Consider the following 18,032-nt stretch of genomic DNA (forward strand, 5'->3'; position numbering starts at 1 on the left):
CAGTAAGCTACGGCCCCATGCGTGATCTTGCGGCCGGGTTCGGCTATCTGATGAAGGGGCAGCGCTGGGTGGCCCGGCACGGACGGTGGTGGTGGTTCGGGATGATTCCCGCCCTCATCACCCTCGTCGGGTACGCGGCGGCGCTCGTCGCACTGTACTTCTGGACCGACGACATCATCGACTGGTCCACCCCCTTCGCCGACGGCTGGCCCTCGCCATGGCTCGACGTCTTCCGGGGCGCGCTCGCCGTCCTCTTCGTCGGCGTCTGCCTCTTCCTCGCCATCCTCACCTTCACCGCGGTCACGCTGCTCGTCGGCCAGCCCTTCTACGAATCCCTCTCCGAACAGGTCGACATCTCCGAATCCGGCACCGCGCCCGAGTCCGGCCTGCCGCTGTGGCGCGAGCTGTGGATCGGCCTGCGCGAGGCGATCGCGCTGGTGATACGGGTCGTGTTGTGGGGCGTGCTGTTCTTCGCCCTGGGTTTTGTGCCGGTGATCGGCCAGACGGTGATCCCGGTGCTCGCCTTCTGTGTCACGGGCTTCTTCCTGACCGAAGAGCTCACGTCGATTGCCTTGCTGCGGCGCGGGGTGCTGCTGAAGGAGCGGCGCCGGCTGCTGCGTGGCCGCCGGATGTTCAGCCTCGGCTTCGGCGTCCCGCTGGCGCTGGCCTTCCTGCTGCCGCTGGTGGCGGTGTTCCTGATGCCGGGGGCGGTGGCGGGGGCGACGCTGTTCGTACGGGATCTGATGGGGGAGGAGGCGCGGGCGGATGACGATGAGTTTGCGGACGGGGACGACGGCCGTTCGCAGCCGGGCCACCCTGCGGCGCCTTATTCCGGGGCGCAGCCGTAGCGACTACGGGGTGAAGCGAACCGTCACGTTCGCCCAGCCGTCCGGGCTCGCGTAGTGCCAGGTGCCGGTTTCGTCGGCTGAGAGCATTGCTTCGGAGTACAGGGCTGCGACGAGGAGTTTCCAGGGCTCGTCTCGCTCGGCGGTTTCCTCGTGGGCCAGGTCCCGTAGCGATTTGGAGGCCGCCTTGAAGATGGCGGTGCGGATGTCGAAATACCGCGTGCGGTCGGCTTTTCCTGTGGTGACGCCGGATGTGCTGATGAACGTCCATTCGGCGTGCCAGGGGCCATCTGCCATGGGGGATCACTCCGGCGAAGTGCTGCCTCGTTGGCGCTGGGCGTGAAGCTTGGCGATGGCGCGTAGCTGGCGCTGCTCGTACGCGGTGGCCGGTCGCACTGAGGCACAGTGCGATCGCCATTTGAGGCCGGTGGGGCGGGCGAGGCAGACCATCGGGCCGTCGAAGTCGGCGATGGTTGCGGGCATGTCGTAGTGCCGGTCGTAGACCACCATGCCAACCGCGAGACTGGGCAGCACCTTGGTCCAGTGCGCGCCGCTCACTTCGACCCCCGCGCCAGATGCTGAGCGATCTGTTCGCCCAGGGCCACCGACTGCTGCCGCAGTTCCTCCAGGGTCGGCCGGTCGCCGCCGCTTTGCTGCCCCTGCTGTTCGTGCTGTTCGTCGGCCTGTCCTGGCGGATTTGTGGTTCCGCCGACCATCGATGGCTCCTCTCCGTAGTGTTACCACTACTGGGAGCGCCCAGCGTGGTCTACAGGCGGGGTGTCTTCAACGTTCCAGGCACGGAGGGCACATTGGTAAACCTGAAGGAGTTGAACCCGGACGCCTCGCCCCAAGCGGCCTACGGGGCGCGTTTACGCAGCAAGCGGGAAGCGCGCGACTGGACTCAGGACCAGTTGGGTGAGCGGATGGGCTACTCGGGGAGGCATGTTTCGGCGGTCGAAACAGGCTGCAAACCGCCAACGCGCCGGTTCTCGCGGTGCGCGGACACGGCCCTCGGGCTCACCGGGACCTCAGACTCGTTTGAACGCGCGTGGGGGGAGCTCCGGAACGGCAGTCTGCTGGAGGGATTCCCGGAGTACGTCGGGTACGAGGCCCAGGCAGTAGAGATCCGGGTGTTTGAGGTTGGGATCATTCCCGGCTTGCTTCAGACACCCGCGTACGCACGGGCGCTGGCAGACGGTGATGTACGCCGGGGCACCATCACGCCCGAACAAGCAGCTGAACGAGTCTCGGTTCTGGCGGAGCGGCAGGCGGCACTCGTACGGTCCCGGCCGCCCACGATGCTCGTGGTGATGGATGAGAGTTGCATCCGACGTCCAGTCGGCGGCGCCGAGGTCATGAACGAGCAGCTGCAACACCTCGTGGAGGTCGCTGCGTTGCCGAACACCCATCTTCAGGTTGCTCCGTACGGCATAGGCGAGCGACGACCGTTCAACTTGCCCGTCTACCTGCTGACGATGTCGGATTGGTCCATGATGGCGTATGCGGAGTCACAGGCCCGGGGATATCTGGACCGCGAATCCACCTACGTTCAGGCCACGTTGTCGGCCTACCATCAGTTGCAGGCCGAAGCCCTGTCACAAACAGAATCCGTGGCCATGATCGAGCAGGTACGAAAGGGCACCCCGTGACGACCGATTCCCCCCGCTGGTTCAAGTCCTCCTACAGCTCCAACGGCGGCGCCTGCGTCGAGGTCGCCGCCAACCTCGTCGCCTCGCGCGGCATAGTCCCCGTCCGTGACAGCAAGGAGCCGCACGGTCCGGCGCTCGTCTTCGAGTCGTTCGCCTGGTCGTCGTTCGTCGCCGCCGTCAAGGGCGGGGAGTTCCCCGCCGCCTGACCACGAAGCAACGCGAACTCCCTCCTGCCCCGCGCTGCGAAGCCGTCGCGCGGGACAGGAGGGAGATGGGCGGCGACTTACCCTTCGTCCACGCCTTCGGTGAGCTGATCGAGCAGGGCGGCCAGCCACTCGGCGTCTCGGCGGCGCGAGAAGGCGGTGTCGGGCGGCGCGAGTGAGGCGTACACGGTCCGGAGCGCGGAGATGTCTTCCGGGGTGAGGGGAGCGCCGAGAGAGCGCAGCCCGTCCACGGCCTCCCTGACCCCGTACAGACTACGGAGCTCGGTGTCGCCCGCACGCAGCGCGAGCACCTTCCGGTACGCGGCGGCCGCCTCGCCCTTCTTGCCGCAGCGTGCCAGGAAGCCGCCGAGCCGCATGAATTCGTAGTCGTGCGTGGCCACACCTGACCACCGCCGGAGCAGATCCTCCAGAGCCCCTCGCTCGCCGTACCGCTCCAGCATCCGGGCCAGATCGAACAAGTCCCGCCTGGGCAGATGGGGGGAGGCGGCCGCTTCGAGCAGCAGGGCCCGTCCTTCCTCGGGGCGCAGAGCGGACAGCAGCCGCAGGGGCTCGGTGAGAGCCGCCATCTCCCAGGTGTCGGGATCGTCCATGCACGCGCGCACCAGGGTCAGCGCGAGGCGGCTGGCCTCGTCTTCCACCCCCGCACCGGCGAGGAGCCGGGCGATGTCCAGTCCCGCACCCCCCGATACCGGCCGCCGAGACAGCGAGATGAGTGTGTCGACCGCCACCGCGTGGAACTCTCCGCCGAGCAGGTCCTGGACCGCGCGCAGAGCAATTGAGACCTCAGTGTCGGAGTGGTTGGCGATGGTCAGCAGCGCATCCAGCCCCCGCGGGTCTCCAGCCCATACGAGGTGCTTGGCGATCTCCACCGCCTCGCCCAATGGGATGGGATGGGCGAGGCGCGCCTCCGTGGCGTTCCGTACCTCGTCGACATAACCCTCGCGATACAGCGTGCGGGCGACGTCGGCCCAGTAGGGCCCCCACAGCGGGGGTGAGGTGCCGTCCTTTCCGGGAGCGAGTGCGGCGAGGGCCGGCTCCGGTACGCCCGTACGCACCAGCACGGTGTACGGGGTGGCGTTCAATTCGCCGGACGGGAGAGGGGCGCCGAGGATCCGCCGTGCGAGAGCCGCGGCCGCCTCATCCCGTCCGGCGGACAAATACGCTTCGGCAGCGGCACACAGAGCCTGGACGATGTCCTCGAGCCAGTACTCCCGCTCGCCCCTCGACAAGCGGCTCTCAGCGGGTGGCCAATGCTCGACCACGGTGAAGAGCGCGTCGGTCATGGAGTCCGCTGTGTCATACGCACCCGCCGTGATCAGTAGCCGCATGTCGTCCGCGTTGGGCAGCCGGTCACCGTCGGGGGGCAGGTCCAGCAGGCGCAGCAGCGATACCGTGTCCCCCAGTGCGACGGCGCAGTTGCCAAGGAGTACGCGCTCCAGGTCGTCGCCGGCCCGCAGTGACACATCGGTGAGGACACGTCGCACGGGGCCGTGGATCCGGCTGCCCAGGTCCAGCAGGTGGTACGCCGCGGCGATCCGTCCTTCACTGACCGGACCGCTCCAGATTCTCCCGGAGTTCGGCGACGCATAACTTGTGGGCTCAACCTGCCGCGCCGCCAGAAGACGCTCGGCCTTTGCCAGCGCGGCCTCGAAACCGAAGATGCGCCCGAGCGCAACGACGGCACCTGAGCGCGCGGTGATGCTGAGCCGATCGTTGTCGGCCATGGTCAGCAGGGCCTGGTATGCCGCGTCGCGCATGGGCTGGGCGGCGATCAGGGCGCAGAACTCCGCTGCGTGCCAGCGGGAACCGGCCCGCTCGAGCAGCCTGTTCAGCACCGAGGTGGTGAGGGCATCGGGCACCCGCACACCCTCCGCCAGCAACCGCCCGGCCAGCGCTGCGTGGTCGTCCGGAACACTGCTGTCCCAGCCCACGACGGCGATGCTGGCCCCCCGGTGCATGCCAAAGAGGTCGTAGTCGTCACTGCTCCGCAGCAGCCACCCCACCAACCCCTCCGCATCGGCCCCCGCCCGCCCCGCCCAACACGCAATGGCCAGCACCCCGAAGTCCCGCCGCTCTCCCCGCAACGCATCCCGAACCAACCCATCCCGCAGCGGCTCCGCCCCCGGCCAGTCGGCGGGCAACCGACTCGCCGTGTCGTGGGCGGCCAGGTATTCCGCGAAGCTGCGGTGAGCCCAGTGCAACTCGCCCGAGCCCCGCTCGTACAACAACAACCCGGTGCCGCTCAGCAGACCGGTGACCACCTCGCGCCAGCCGTGCAGGAAGTCCGTGGGCTCATCGGCCTGCTGGGCGATCCACCGCAGCGCCTCCTCCAGCAGCGGTGCGTCAGCCGTCAGCGTGTTGTGGGCGAGCTCGGTGAGCAACGGGACACGCGCGCCGTACAGCCACTCCGCGAGTCGCCGTGAGCCGCCCGCCTGAGCCACGGCCCGCAGCAGCCCGGCCCGCCGTTCTTCCTCCCCTGGACGACCGCTGAGCAGGTAGCCGACGCATTCCTGGTACAGGCCGGGCCGTCCAGTCGGAAGCCCGGCTTCCGGCGCTCGGCGGAAGATCGACAGGGTGATCGCCGCGACCAGGGGCGTACGTACCAACTGCCGTAGCCCGCTGCGCTCGACCTCCCGCAGGAAAGCCTCGGCCCGCTCAGATTCCCCGTCCAGCCAGCGGCGGGCCAGTTCGCGGAGCTGGGACTCGTCGAAGGGCGCGAGGGCGTACGAGGCGAGGCCCGCGTCGCGCAAGGGGGACAGCTCGTGCGCGGGCAGGAAGCGGGTGGTGACCACCCAGCGGTACGGCCCCGACACGTTGGCCGCCACGATGGAGATCACGCGGCGCCGCGCCGCCGTGTCCACGATCTCGTCCAGGCCGTCGACCAACAGGAGCCAATTCGTGCCGCCGGACTCGAAGAGGTCGCGGGGGAGTTCGGCACCCAGATGGCCCCCGAGCCGCCGCTGTACCGACGTGCGCAGCAGGGCAGGCAGCGGAGCACCGTGGGTCAGGTCGACGGCGGGGATGCGTACGGCGTGTTCCCGCGCCCCGGGCGCCTCCGCGCGCTGCCGCGCCACCCGCTGCGTGAACGTCGACTTGCCCGCGCCCGCCTCGCCCTCGATCAGCACATGCCGGTGGCGGTCCAGGATTTCCTCGGCGGGGACGGGCTCCGGGGCCACCGTCTCGGTGTGTTCCACGACCCGCTGGTGGACGTAGACCCGTTCCAGACCGGGAGCGTCGGCATCGAGGAAGCGGTAGGGCTGGACATCGGAGTCCGTGCGCTCGGCGCTCAGCAGGGCCCGTACCGCTTCCTCCCGCCGCGCCGCGCGCCCAGCGGGCACGCAGACGTCCCGCAGCCCCTCCCGCCGCGCGGGGAAGCCGGTGAAGAGGGCGAGTTGGGCCGACTCCGCCTCGCTCAGCGTGTCGTGCCAGCGGTCCACGCGTGAGGCCGTGAGCCGTCCCAGGCCCTCGGAGGCGTGATGCTCGATGACGACACCGATGAGATGGCCCTCGCTCCACACCGCCGCGCCCGACATCGCCTCCCAAGGGGACACCTCGGGGGCGGGGTCCGGGGCGGGGGCGTCGACCCGGATGGAGAGGGTCTTCTGGCGACTGTTGGACCAAGGGGAGATGGTGCCCTGCTGGTGGTGGGCGTCCCGGAAACGCGAGCCCGAGCCCGATCCGGGTGCGTCCTCGCGGAGCTTGAAGCGTGGGAAACCCATCATCGAGCAGGGGAGTTCGCCGTCGGCGTCCACCAGTCTGCCGAAGGTGACCGTTGGGACGGGAGGCAGGTCCGGGGTGTCCATGAGGGACACCACCGCGATATCGATGCGCGGGGCCGTGAACACGACGACCCCGTCCGCGCTCCACGCGCCCTCCTGGTCGGCGCGGAACCTGAGCTGGATGGTGGCCGCGTCCGCCACCACATGCGCGGCGGTGAGCACCGTACGGTCGGTGATCAGGTACCCCGATCCGCGTTTGCCCTTGCATCCGCCATCGTCCGTTTCATAGGTGACGATGACCTCCGCGACCCGGTCAGGGTCCAGACCCCGCATGCGAACTCCCTCCCGCCCCGCACTCTAAGGCCATCGCGCGGGGTGGGAGGGAGCGAAAGACGCGCTCAGCGCGTCGAGAACGAGTGCACCGTCGTCGACCGGTACGTCTGCCCCGGCCGCAGCACCGTGGACGGGAAGCTGGGCTGGTTGGGCGAGTCGGGGAAGTGCTGGGTCTCCAGGCAGAAGCCGTCGCCCTGCCGGTAGACGTGCCCCGACGTGCCCGCCAGCGTGCCGACCAGGAAGTTGCCGGTGTAGAACTGCACACCCGGCTCGGTGGTCGCGATCCGCATCACCCGGCCCGACTCCGGCTCGCTGACCGTCACGATGTGTTCGGGACGGCTCGTGATGCCCTTGTCCAGGACGAAGTTGTGGTCGATCCCCTGCCCGTACAGCACCTGCTGGTGCGCCTCCCGGATGTCCCGGCCGATCGTCTTCGACCGACGGAAGTCGAAGGGCGTGCCGGCCACCTTCGCCAGCTCGCCGGTCGGGATGAGGGTCTTGTTGACCGGGGTGTAGCGGGAGGCGGCGATCTCCAGGCGGTGGTCGTAGATGGAGCCGGTACCCTCCCCGCCCAGGTTGTAGTAGGTGTGGTTGGTGAGGTTGACGACCGTGGGCTTGTCGGTCGTGGCCTCGTAGTCGATGCGCCAGTCGCCTGCCGACGTGAGGGTGTAGTCGACCCGGATCGTCAGCTTCCCGGGGTAGCCCATCTCGCCGTCGGGGCTGACCCGGCGCAGGGTCAGGCCGACGTTTCCGCCGCCCTCGAACGGCTCGATGGACCAGACCCGCTTGTCGAAGCCCTTGTCCCCGCCGTGCAGGCTGTTGGGGCCGTCGTTGACGGGGAGTTGGTAGGCGTGGCCGTCGAGGCTGAACTTGCCGGCCGCGATGCGGTTGCCGTAGCGGCCGATCAGGGCGCCGAAGTACGGGCTGCCGGCGACATACGAGTCCAGGTCGGCGAAGCCGAGCGAGACGTTGGCGGGGCGGCCGTGCCGGTCGGGGATCTCCAGGGACTGGACGATGCCGCCGTAGGTCAGCACGGACAGCCGGGTGCGGCCGTTCTCGATCGTCCAGCGATCGACGCGGGTGCCGTCCGCCAGCGTCCCGAAGTGTTCCTTCACCGCGCGTCCGCCGCCCTTCGCGTAAGCCGTGCCCGTGCTCGTACCGACGGCCGTGGCCGCCAGCCCGGCGGCCGCCGCCGTCATCAGTGTGCGTCTGCTCGTGGTCATGTGCGGCTCCATCAGTAGTAGTGGGGAGACGGACCTATGAACCGACCCTGCGCTTGTTCCAGATGTCGAAGCCCACCGCGGCGAGCAGCACCAGGCCCTTGATCACCTGCTGGTACTCGGTCCCGATGCCCACCAGCGACATGCCGTTGTTGAGCACACCGAGCACCAGACCACCGATGATCGCGCCCAGTACGGTGCCGACGCCGCCGCTGGCCGAGGCGCCACCGATGAACGCGGCGGCGATGGCCTCCAGCTCGAAGTTGAGGCCCGCGCTCGGGGTGGCGGAGCCCAGCCGGGCGGTGAAGACCAGACCGGCGAGTGCGGCCAGCAGGCCCATGTTGACGAACACCATGAAGGTGACGCGCTTGTCGCGGACACCCGACAGCTTGGCCGCCGGCTGGTTGCCGCCGAGGGCGTACACATGCCGTCCGACGACGGTGTTGCGCATCACAAAGCTGAAGATCACCAGCAGGCCCGCCAGGATCAGCAGCCCCACCGGCGCGCCGTGCCAGCTGGAGAGGGTCATGGCGAAGGCCATCACCGCGGCCACGATCGCGGCGCACTTGGCGTAGAAGAGGCCGAGCGGCATCACGTCCAGCTCATACGCCGCACGCTGCTGCCGGCCCCGCCACTCCTGCCAGACGGCCGCCGCGCACACCGCGAGGCCGATGACCATGGTGGGGTTGTGGTACTGCGTGTACGGGCCCATCTCCGGGATGAAGCCGATGCTGATCTTCCGGAAACCCTCCGGGAAGGGCGACAGGGACTGCCCGTCCAGCAGGATCTGGGTGCCGCCGCGGAAGACCAGCATGCCGGCCAGCGTGACGATGAAGGACGGGATCCCGACGTACGCGATCCAGAAGCCCTGCCACGCCCCGGCCACCGCGCCGACCAGCAGACAGAGGATCACCGCGAGTGGCCAGGGCACATCGTGGTTGACCATCAACACGCCCGCGAAGGCGCCGACGAACGCGACCAGCGATCCGACCGACAGATCGATATGCCCGGCGATGATCACGATCATCATGCCGATCGCGAGGATCAGGATGTAGCCGTTCTGCTGCACCAGGTTGGTGACGTTGAGCGGCCGCAGCAGGATGTTGTCGGACCATATCTGGAAGATGACGATGATCAGCGCGAGCGCCACCAGCATCCCGTACTGGCGCACATTGGCCCGCAGGCTCTGCACCAGCAGCGTCCCGATGTTCGGGGAGCCGTCGGCCGGCGGTGGTGCCGGGTTCTTGATGTCCTGGGTCGCCGTGCTCATCCTTCGTCTCCTCTGTCCCTGGTCATGTGGCGCATCAGAACCTCCTGAGTCGCCTCGGCCCGCGGGACCTCCCCGGTCAGCCGCCCAGCCGCCATCGTGTAAATCCGGTCGCACATCCCCAGCAACTCGCCCAGCTCCGAGGAGATGAAGACGACGGCCTTGCCCTGGGCCGCCAGGTCGTTGATGACCGTGTAGATCTCGTACTTGGCCCCGACGTCGATGCCACGGGTGGGCTCGTCGAGGATGAGCACCTCGGGACCCACATGGATCCACTTGCTGAGGACGACCTTCTGCTGATTGCCGCCGCTGAGCTTGCCCACATACTCGAAGACCGTGGGGGCCTTGATGTTCATCGTCTTCCGGAACCGCTCGGCCACCCGCGACTCCTCGTGCTCGTTGACCACGCCGCGGCGCGCCACCTTGGCAAGCGAGGAGAGTGAGATGTTCCGGCTGATGGTGTCCTCGAGGTTGAGCCCGTAGTGCTTGCGGTCCTCGGTGACATAGGCGATGCCGTGCTCGATCGCCTCCGGGACGGTGCGGGTACGGACCTCCTTGCCGTCGCGGTAGACCCGGCCGCCGGTGTACCGGCCGTAGGTGCGTCCGAAGACGCTCATCGCCAGCTCCGTGCGGCCCGCGCCCATGAGGCCGGCGATGCCCACGATCTCGCCGCGCCGCACGTTCAGCGACACCCCGTCCACGACGTTGCGCTGCTGGTCGATGGGGTGGCGTACGGTCCAGTCCTCGATGGCCATGGCCACCTCGGAGGCGTCGTCACCCTCGTACGCGGTGCGCTCGGGGAAGCGGTTGTCGAGGTCCCGGCCGACCATCCCGCGGATGATGCGGTCCTCGGAGACCTGCGGCTCCGACTCCGGCGTCTCGCGGACGACCATGGTCTCGATGGTCTGGCCGTCGCGCAGGATGGTGACGGAGTCGGCGACCCTGCGGATCTCGTTCAGCTTGTGCGAGATGATGATGCAGGAGATGCCCTGGGCTTTGAACTCCATGAGCAGATCGAGGAGTTTGCCGCTGTCCTCGTCGTTGAGGGCCGCGGTCGGCTCGTCCAGGATCAGCAGCTTCACCTCCTTGGAGAGGGCCTTGGCGATCTCCACGAGCTGCTGCTTGCCCACCCCGATGTCGGCGACCCGCGTCTGCGGGGACTCCGCAAGACCGACCCGCTTGAGCAGCGCGGTGGCGTGCTTGAGGGTCTCGTTCCAGCTGATCAGGCCGCCCTTGGCGTGTTCGTTGCCGAGGAAGATGTTCTCGGCGATGGACAGGTACGGGATCAGGGCCAGTTCCTGGTGGATGATGACGATGCCGCGCTGCTCGCTGGCCTTGATGTCCTTGAACGCGCACACCTCCCCCTGGAACTGGATCTCCCCTTCGTAGCTGCCGTGCGGATAGACCCCGCTGAGCACCTTCATGAGGGTCGACTTCCCGGCGCCGTTCTCCCCGCAGATGGCGTGGATCTCGCCCTCGCGGATGCGGAGGTTGACGTCGGACAGCGCCTTGACCCCGGGAAAGGTCTTGGTGATGGAGCGCATTTCGAGAATGTGGTTCATGTTCCCGGCCTCCATCCCTACTTCAGCTGGCCGGCGGTGTAGTAGCCCTCTTTTACGAGGAGCTGGGTGTTGGACTTGTCGATGCTGACCGGGTTGAGCAGATAGGCCGGCACGGTCTTCTTGCCGTTGTTGTACGACTTGGTGTCGTTGACCTGGGGCTTGCCGCCGGTCAGCTTCGCGGTGGCCATCTGGACGGTGGCCTTGGCGAGCTTGCGGGTGTCCTTGTAGACGGTCTGCGTCTGCTCGCCGCGGATGATGGACTTCACGGAGGGGAGCTCGGCGTCCTGCCCGGACACGGCCGGGTAGGGCTTGTCCTTCGTGCCGTAGCCGACGCCGCGCAGCGCGGACAGGATGCCGATGGACATGCCGTCGTACGGCGAGAGCACGGCGTTGATGTCGGCGTTGCTGTACGCCGCGTTGAGCAGGTCCTCCATGCGGTTCTGGGCGGCGCTGGCGCTCCACTTCGCCGTGTACAGCTGGTTGAGCTTCGTCTGCTTGCTGCGGACGACGAGCCGCCCGTCATCGAGGTACGGCTTGAGCACGCTCATCGCGCCGTTGAAGAAGTACCGGGTGTTGTTGTCGTCCGAGGAGCCGGCGAACAGCTCGATGTTGAACGGGCCCTTCTTGCCCCCCTTGTCCTTGGGCAGCCCGAGCTTGTTCACGAGATACGTGGCCTGGAGCACGCCGACCTTGAAGTTGTCGAAGGTCGCGTAGTAGTCGACGTACTTGGAGCCCAGGAGCAGCCGGTCGTAGGAGATCACCGGTATGTTCGCGTCATGGGCGCTCTTTAGCACGTCGGTCAGCGCGGTCCCGTCGATGGGCGCGATCACCAGCAACTTGTACTGCTTGGTGACCATGTTCTCGAGCTGGGCCACCTGGGCGCGTACGTCGTCCTCGCCGTACTGGAGGTCCGTCTTGTAGCCCGCCGCCTGGAACTGCTTGACCATGTTCTTGCCGTCGGCGATCCACCGCGCGGACGACTTGGTCGGCATCGAGATGCCGATCGTGTTGTTGTTGCCGCCTTTGTAGCGGCTGCCGCCGACCGCCTCCTGGCCGCAGGCGGTGGCGGTGAGCGAGAGCGTGAGCAGGGCGGCGAGCGCCGCCAAGGCTCGTACCGCTCTTGCCTTGCGCATGATCATCGGGTCGTCCTTCCCTTGTACGTCCGTGGCTCAGGATTCTTGGCGCGCGGGCTGTGCCTGCGCTGCGGAAAAGCGCCGCAGCGGGCCGGGCAGCCGGGACCCCAGCGGGGACATCCCGCCGTCCGCGCCCAGCCGGGCGAGCAGGTCGAGCACGAGCCGGCCGCGGCGTACCCGCTCACGGGCGCTGTTCAGCGCGAGATCGCGCAGCTGGGCGCCGTACGGGTAGATGCCGGGGGACTTGCTGAGCCCGAACTTCAGGTAGATGGGGGCGCCGCGCCGGATCAGCTCGGCGGCGTCGTAGATGCGGACAAAGCCGCCGAGGTCGTCGGGGGCCTCCACATAGAAGTCCATCGGGGCGCCGGAGACCCGGCGGATCTCGGTGAGGTGCTCGAGCGTCAGGTCCGACGGGATGTTGATGGAGTCGGCGCCGAGCTGCTCGTACACCGCGAACGAGGCCGGGTTGACCGGGCCGACCAGCGCGGACAGCTTGAAGGTGGTGTCGGCCGGCAGCTCGCCGCGCTCGCGCAGCTGGTGCAGCAGCCACAGCACGCCCTCGTCCGCGACCAGCAGACACTTGACGCCCAGGGAGGCGGCGCGCAGCGCGTCCTCGACGCAGCCCGCGACCGCGTCATGGCCGCGGGCGCGCAGGCCGCCGCCGCCGGAGTCGGTGCGGGTGGCGGCGCCGATGTCCCAGGTGCCGCGCGGGCCGGTGAACAGGCACAGCTCGGCGTTGCGCTCCGCGCAGGACTCGACCATCTCGGTGATCTCGGAGTCGGTGAGCATCCAGACGCCGCTGCCCTGGCTGATCCGGTGGATCGGCACATCGAGGCGGCCGGCCTCCTTGAACACGGTGGCCAGCGCCTCGGGCCCCTCCACGGAGGGGATCTCGGTGCGCCAGGTGCCGCCGTCCGGGAAGGAGTGCGGGGAGGTGTCGGCGGGGTCGGCGGCGGGTGCGGAGTGGCCGAGCGACGCGAGGGCCGCGTCGGCGGGGCGGCGGGGGCCGGAGGTGGTGGCTGAGGCGGCGGTCACGGTGCTCCCTGTGGAGTGATGGCCGGTGTTTCGGCGTCCGGCTGCTGTGCTGCCCGGCACGTCGTCGTCCGGGGCGGGTGGTGCTGTGCGTGGTGCGGGGGGTTGTCCGATGCCTGGTTTTGTCCGGCATTTCGAACGACATTCGGTCCATTGGGTGCACGTCGGTACGGGCCGTGTCAGGGCGGCCCGTACCGACGCGCGGCTACGGGAGGGCCTGCGGGCGCAGCAGGACCTTGCCGACCTTCGGATCGCCGCTGCCGACCAGGTCGATCGCGGTGCCGAAGTCGGTGAGCGGCAGCTCGTGGGTGACCAGCGGCAGCAGGGACAGCAGCCCGGCGTCGAAGACCCGCACGGCGTGCGCCCACGCGGCGGGCGGGGCCCCGAAGACCGTCTGCACCTCGATCTGGCGCACCACCAGGTCGGTGGGGTCCAGACCGTCCGCGCCCGCCGCCGGGATGCCGGTGAGCACGAGCCGCCCGCCGCGCCGCAGCAGCGCGGCGGAGTCCCGGGCCGCGGAGGCGGAGCCCGCGGTCTCGATAACGATGTCGTACGTCCCGGCCTCGGCCTCGGGCAGCGCGTCCCGCGTACGGAACCTCGTCGCGCCGAAGGACAGCGACAGCTCCTCCCGGTCCCGGCGGGTGCCGACCACCAGCAGCTCGGCGGGGGAGGCCGCGGCCAGGAACTGGACCGCGATCATGCCGAGGGTGCCGGTGCCGACCACCGCGACCCGCTCGCCCGGCCGGGCGTTCGCCTTGAGCGCGGCGGCCGCCACACAGGCGGCGGGCTCCAGCAGCGCGGCGGCGGAGAGGTCGGCGTCGTCGGCGAGCGGGTGCAGCAGGCGGGCGGGGAGGGTGAGGGTGGTGGCCATCGCGCCCGGCTGGGTGAAGCCGGTCTCCTCGTACCCCGCGGTGCACAGCGTGGTGTCCCCGGCGTGGCAGCGGTCGCACACCTGGCAGTTGCGGAACCCCTCGCCGACCACCTTCCGGCCGACCAGCGCGGCCGGCACCCCGGCCCCGACGGCCTCGACCGTGCCCGACCACTCGTGGCCGGGGGTGACCGGGTAGCGGACGTACCCCTCGGGCCGGTTCCCCTGGTAGATCTCGCGGTCGCTGCCGCAGATCCCGGAGGCGTGCACCCGTACCCGCGCGTCCCCGGGCCCGGGCTCGGCCACGGCACGGGTCTCCAGCCGGTGGCTGCCCGGCCTGTCGAGTACGAGGGCGTCTTCTGTGCCGCTGCTCACTTCTGCTCCTGTGCCGCTCACCTCTGCTCCCCTCCTGGCCTGCCCCCGTCGGGGGCTGTCCCGGGGATATCCCTACTCACTTGTTCCCGGTGCCCGACGGGTCCCGCTTCTCCCAGCCCTCGGCCCACAGGTCGAAGCGGGCCTGCTGCTGCGGGAACTCGGCGGCCGCGTCGGTGTCCAGCTCGACGCCGAGGCCGGGGGCGTGGGAGAGCTCGAAGTAGCCGTCCACGACCTGCGGCGCGTTCTTGACCACCTTCTTGATCTCCGAGTCGGCGAAGTCGTTGAAGTGCTCGAGGATCTTGAAGTTGGGGGTGCAGCCGGCGAGCTGGAGGCTGGCCGCCGTCAGCACGGACCCGCCCACGTTGTGCGGCGCGACCAGCACGTAGTGCGTCTCGGCGGTCGCGGCCAGCTTGCGCATCTCGTTGATGCCGCCGATGTGGCCGAGGTCGGGCTGGATGATGTCGGCGGCCTGCGACTCGAACAGCTCGCGGAACTCGATCCGGTCGTGGATGCGCTCGCCCGTCGCGATCGGGAGGTGCGTCTTCTCCGCGACCTTCGCGAGCGCCTTCAGGTTCTCCGGCGGCACCGGCTCCTCCAGCCAGGACGGCTGGAACCGCTCCAGCTCCTTGGCCAGGCGGACGGCCGTCGCCGGGCTGAACCGCCCGTGCATCTCGACCAGCAGCTCGGCCTCCGGCCCGATCGCGTCGCGCACGGCCTCGACGAGGGAGAGCGAGTGCAGCGTCTCGGCGTGGTCGAGCTCGAAGTGGCCGGTGCCGAAGGGGTCCAGCTTGAGCGCCTGGTAGCCGCGCTCGACGACCGTGGTGGCCGCCTTGTGGAAGGCCTCCGGCGTGCGCTCGACCGTGTACCAGCCGTTCGCGTACGCCTTGACCTTGTCGGTCACCTTGCCGCCGAGCAGCTGCCAGACGGGCACACCGAGGGCCTTGCCCTTGATGTCCCAGCAGGCCATCTCGACGCAGGCGATCCCCGACATCACGATCTCGCCCGCTCGGCCGTAGTCGCCGTACTTCATCCGCCGTACGAGGTCCTCGACGGCGAAGGGGTCGGATCCGGCGATGTGGTTGGCCTCGGCCTCACGGAGATAGCCGAGCAGCGCGTCGGTGTGGCCGAGCATGCGGGTCTCGCCGACGCCCGTGATGCCCTCGTCGGTGTGGACCTGCACGTAGGTCAGGTTGCGCCAGGGGGTGCCGACGACATGCGTGCTGATTCCGGTGATGCGCAAGGCGGTATGCCCTTTCGCGAGTGGTGGTGCGTAGTGTGGCGTTCGATATTTCGTCACACGTTCGAAATCCTGGCGTGACGGTAGTCACCGGGCGTAAGGGGTGTCAATGGCCATGCGTCGAATGGTTGTCGAATGATTTTCACGTTTGTGTCGCGGCTCGGGTGGGTGGTCGACAGGTTTGTTGTCGAACGGATATCGGAGCAGGTCCCCGGGGGCCCTGCGCTCCGCAAGGTGCGCTTGGCCGCGTTCAGAGCTGTGGGGGGACCACCGTGACGCCGAGATCGTTGAGAGCGGGGGCCGTCGCGGCGGTGCTCGCGGCGTAGCGACCTGGCCCCCGCTACGACGAGAACCACGCATACTCGACGGGGGACGTGAGCGCGTACGGCTCCTACCCGGGCGCGGGTACGCCGTCTCGCTCGCCGACGTCTGCGCGTAGGGGACGGTCGGTGAGTCGGCGGTCGAGGCCGATGTGCACGGGGTGCATCTGGAAGGCGGCTGCGAGGAGCCACAGGGCGGCCACTGATGTATGCGGTACCGGCGCGCCGCTGCAGAGCATCGATGCCGTGTGGGCGACGGCGACGCCGGTTCGGGAAGGGTGACCGATGGCGCGGACCGAGGGCTACGGGGCCGGCCTTGCCGGCTACTTGATCTCTACGCGGAGCTCTTTCCGCAAGTCGGCCGCGATCCTGGCGCCTTCTTCAAGAGACAGCTTCTCCTTCGTCGCGTCGACCGGAATCACTGCGGCGACCGTGCTGTGGTCGCCCCAGATGCACAGGGGAGTGGTGCCCGGCTGGCCGGGCTCAGCGTCGGCCTTCCGGTACTGACACTTCATGATCCCGTTCTTGAACCCTTTCGGTGACCGCGTCTCCTTGCTGCCGGCAAGTTCGGAGAGTCCGGCTCCTCGCCCCATGATGTCGAAGTACGCGTCCACGGACTTCTCCGGATCGCCCACGTCGCCGTAGAAGCCGGTGAAGACGATGCTCTTCGCGTTATCGAAGTCCGACTCGGGGTTGGTCACGTCGACGGTCGACCAGTTGTTGTTGATGCTCTTCCCGTTAGAGATACCGAGCAGAGCCATCTCCCCATCGGCCAAGCCGTGCTCCTGGGGTGCGTCACCCCAACTCTTGTACTCGCCAAGTACGGTGTCCGGCGCTGTGAGCTTGTAGCGCTTTCCGTCGTCGGCGACGGTTTCAGTGTCGTCTTCGTCTCCGCCGAACAGGACCAAGCCGCCGACGATCGCGCCGACAACGATCAGCACGCCGGCCGCTATGCCGATGTTCTTCCGCTTGGTGTCACCGACCTGAGGAGGGGCCGGTGGGGTGGGCAGCACCGAAGCCGGCGGGTAGGCGAACTGCTGTGGGTGGTTCTGATGCGGCGGGAAGGAGGGATACCCCGGCTGGCTGGAGGGTGTGGCGGCTTGCGGGTACTCATAGCCCTGCTGTCCTGGACCGGCACCGCTGCTCTGGCCGTACGGTCCCGGCGGGGGCTGACTGTGACTCATGGGTGCTGTGTCCCAACTGAACGCGAGGCTGGACGCGTCATGGTGCGAGGATGTGGGCTCTGGTTGCCGACCGGGCTGCTCTGATTCGGTCGTCGAAGTATCCCAGTTGCGCGCTGTCCCCGCTCCGGCTCTGGTTGAGCGGTGCTCGTCTGCCTCAGTGGCCGGTGGGCCCGTTCCAGTCGACCAGCTGGATGATGACGCCGTTGGGGTCGCGGACCTGGAAGGCGCGTTCGCCCCACTCCTCCTCGGTCAGCGGCATGGTGATCGCGACGCCCTCGGCGCGCAGGCGGGCCAGCTCGCCTTCGAGGTCGTCGACGACGAGGGCGACGATCAGGCCGGCGGCGTGCTCGTCGCGCTGGTCGGCGGGCAGGGTCTCCACCCCGCGGCGCACGAAGATGACGTTCATGCCGAGGTCGTCGCGGGTCAGGGACGCGAAGCCGTCGGCGGCCATTTCCTCGTGGAAGCCGAAGTGTTCGACAAGGAAGGCGCTGGAGGCGGGGACGTCGTCGACGTTGAGGGACACGGCGCAAGAGGTGACCTTCACGGGCACTCCTTCAGGTTCGCACGGGAGGCTTTTCTCTATACACAGTACATTGTACTGCGTATAGAGTGCAGGTGAGGGGTTCCCGGGGGAGCGGGCCTGGTACACCAGAGTCATGACCGCCGATGACCCCACCGCACTGCCCGGCCTCGCTGAGGAGCCCCTCACCCCGCGTCGCCGTGTCACCTGCCGTATGTGCGGGCGGCCCTTGCGTGGGCGTGAGGCGCGCTTGTGGGGGCTCGGGGATGAGTGCCGGGCCAAGCTGGCGGTGCGGAGTGCGCCGAAGCCGCCCGCGCATGATGTCGAGCAGGACACGCTGCCGGGGGTCTGATGCGAGTGGTGTGGTAGGGCCTATCCGGCGGCGGGCCGGGCTGCCCTCGCGCGTTCGTCGGCGGGCGACCGCAAGAAGTGCGGCGGGGGCAGGGCGAGTTCGAGGGCCGTGCTGACGAACCAGTCGTTCTCGCGCACCGAACTGCGCGACATGTGTGCCGGCGCGCTGCTCGGGGCGCTCGGGGCGGTCCTG

The 18,032-nt window shown here is 68.8% G+C and carries 16 protein-coding genes; 4 read left to right on the forward strand and 12 right to left on the reverse strand.

All coding sequences use genetic code 11. From position 1 onward, the window contains the following. Positions 1–17 precede the first annotated feature (17 nt). Positions 18–848 (forward strand): EI24 domain-containing protein, encoded by an 831-nt coding sequence (locus ACWY4P_RS37175; RefSeq protein ID WP_456204944.1) that lies wholly within the window; start codon positions 18–20, stop codon positions 846–848. Between the two features lie 3 nt (positions 849–851). Here the strand turns inward: ACWY4P_RS37175 and ACWY4P_RS37180 are convergent, their stop codons facing one another. Beyond that, the gene (locus tag ACWY4P_RS37180) at positions 852–1,142 is read right to left on the reverse strand and encodes a hypothetical protein (RefSeq protein ID WP_456204945.1); all 291 of its coding nucleotides are present in this window, start codon (positions 1,140–1,142) and stop codon (positions 852–854) included. Between the two features lie 6 nt (positions 1,143–1,148). Beyond that, positions 1,149–1,403: a hypothetical protein gene (locus tag ACWY4P_RS37185; protein ID WP_456204946.1), complete on the reverse strand. Its 255-nt coding sequence runs from the start codon at positions 1,401–1,403 to the stop codon at positions 1,149–1,151. 251 nt (positions 1,404–1,654) lie between these two features. Here ACWY4P_RS37185 and ACWY4P_RS37190 point away from each other — a divergent pair, with 251 nt between their 5' ends. Then, positions 1,655–2,494 carry a helix-turn-helix domain-containing protein gene (locus ACWY4P_RS37190; RefSeq protein WP_358702537.1) on the forward strand — a complete coding sequence of 280 codons (840 nt, stop codon included), beginning with the start codon at positions 1,655–1,657 and terminating at the stop codon, positions 2,492–2,494. Then, a complete protein-coding gene (locus ACWY4P_RS37195) occupies positions 2,491–2,700 on the forward strand; it encodes a DUF397 domain-containing protein (RefSeq protein ID WP_456204947.1) in 210 nt (69 codons plus the stop codon). The genes ACWY4P_RS37190 and ACWY4P_RS37195 overlap by 4 nt, the downstream gene beginning before the upstream one ends. 77 nt (positions 2,701–2,777) lie before the next feature. Here the strand turns inward: ACWY4P_RS37195 and ACWY4P_RS37200 are convergent, their stop codons facing one another. The 10 genes from ACWY4P_RS37200 to ACWY4P_RS37245 all read right to left on the reverse strand — a co-directional run bounded on the left by ACWY4P_RS37200 (position 2,778) and on the right by ACWY4P_RS37245 (position 17,512). After that, entirely contained in the window at positions 2,778–6,770 is a 3,993-nt protein-coding gene (locus ACWY4P_RS37200) for a trypsin-like peptidase domain-containing protein (RefSeq protein ID WP_456204948.1), read from the reverse strand. 65 nt (positions 6,771–6,835) lie between these two features. Beyond that, entirely contained in the window at positions 6,836–7,993 is a 1,158-nt protein-coding gene (locus ACWY4P_RS37205) for an aldose epimerase family protein (RefSeq protein ID WP_456204949.1), read from the reverse strand. Between the two features lie 34 nt (positions 7,994–8,027). Further along, positions 8,028–9,260: a multiple monosaccharide ABC transporter permease gene (gene mmsB / locus ACWY4P_RS37210; RefSeq protein ID WP_456204950.1), complete on the reverse strand. Its 1,233-nt coding sequence runs from the start codon at positions 9,258–9,260 to the stop codon at positions 8,028–8,030. After that, a complete protein-coding gene (mmsA, locus tag ACWY4P_RS37215; protein ID WP_456204951.1) occupies positions 9,257–10,819 on the reverse strand; it encodes a multiple monosaccharide ABC transporter ATP-binding protein in 1,563 nt (520 codons plus the stop codon). Before mmsA ends, mmsB begins: the two co-directional genes overlap by 4 nt. 17 nt (positions 10,820–10,836) lie before the next feature. Beyond that, entirely contained in the window at positions 10,837–11,952 is a 1,116-nt protein-coding gene (chvE, locus tag ACWY4P_RS37220) for a multiple monosaccharide ABC transporter substrate-binding protein (protein ID WP_456204952.1), read from the reverse strand. Positions 11,953–11,988: 36 nt separating this feature from the next. Then, a complete protein-coding gene (locus ACWY4P_RS37225) occupies positions 11,989–12,987 on the reverse strand; it encodes a hypothetical protein (RefSeq protein WP_456204953.1) in 999 nt (332 codons plus the stop codon). Between the two features lie 202 nt (positions 12,988–13,189). Next, positions 13,190–14,227, reverse strand: coding sequence for a zinc-dependent alcohol dehydrogenase (locus tag ACWY4P_RS37230; protein ID WP_456204954.1), 1,038 nt, complete (start codon positions 14,225–14,227; stop codon positions 13,190–13,192). Positions 14,228–14,303: 76 nt separating this feature from the next. Beyond that, on the reverse strand, positions 14,304–15,467 hold the full coding sequence (locus ACWY4P_RS37235) for a mandelate racemase/muconate lactonizing enzyme family protein (protein ID WP_456204955.1): 1,164 nt from the start codon (positions 15,465–15,467) through the stop codon (positions 14,304–14,306). A 640-nt stretch (positions 15,468–16,107) separates the two neighbouring features. Next, entirely contained in the window at positions 16,108–16,968 is an 861-nt protein-coding gene (locus ACWY4P_RS37240) for a hypothetical protein (RefSeq protein ID WP_456204956.1), read from the reverse strand. A gap of 154 nt (positions 16,969–17,122) precedes the next feature. Then, positions 17,123–17,512 carry a VOC family protein gene (locus tag ACWY4P_RS37245; protein ID WP_456204957.1) on the reverse strand — a complete coding sequence of 130 codons (390 nt, stop codon included), beginning with the start codon at positions 17,510–17,512 and terminating at the stop codon, positions 17,123–17,125. A 112-nt stretch (positions 17,513–17,624) separates the two neighbouring features. Between ACWY4P_RS37245 and ACWY4P_RS37250 the strand changes: the two genes are divergently transcribed. Next, entirely contained in the window at positions 17,625–17,840 is a 216-nt protein-coding gene (locus tag ACWY4P_RS37250) for a DUF6011 domain-containing protein (protein WP_456204958.1), read from the forward strand. Positions 17,841–18,032 lie beyond the last annotated feature (192 nt).

Source organism: Streptomyces sp. LZ34 (assembly GCF_053890475.1).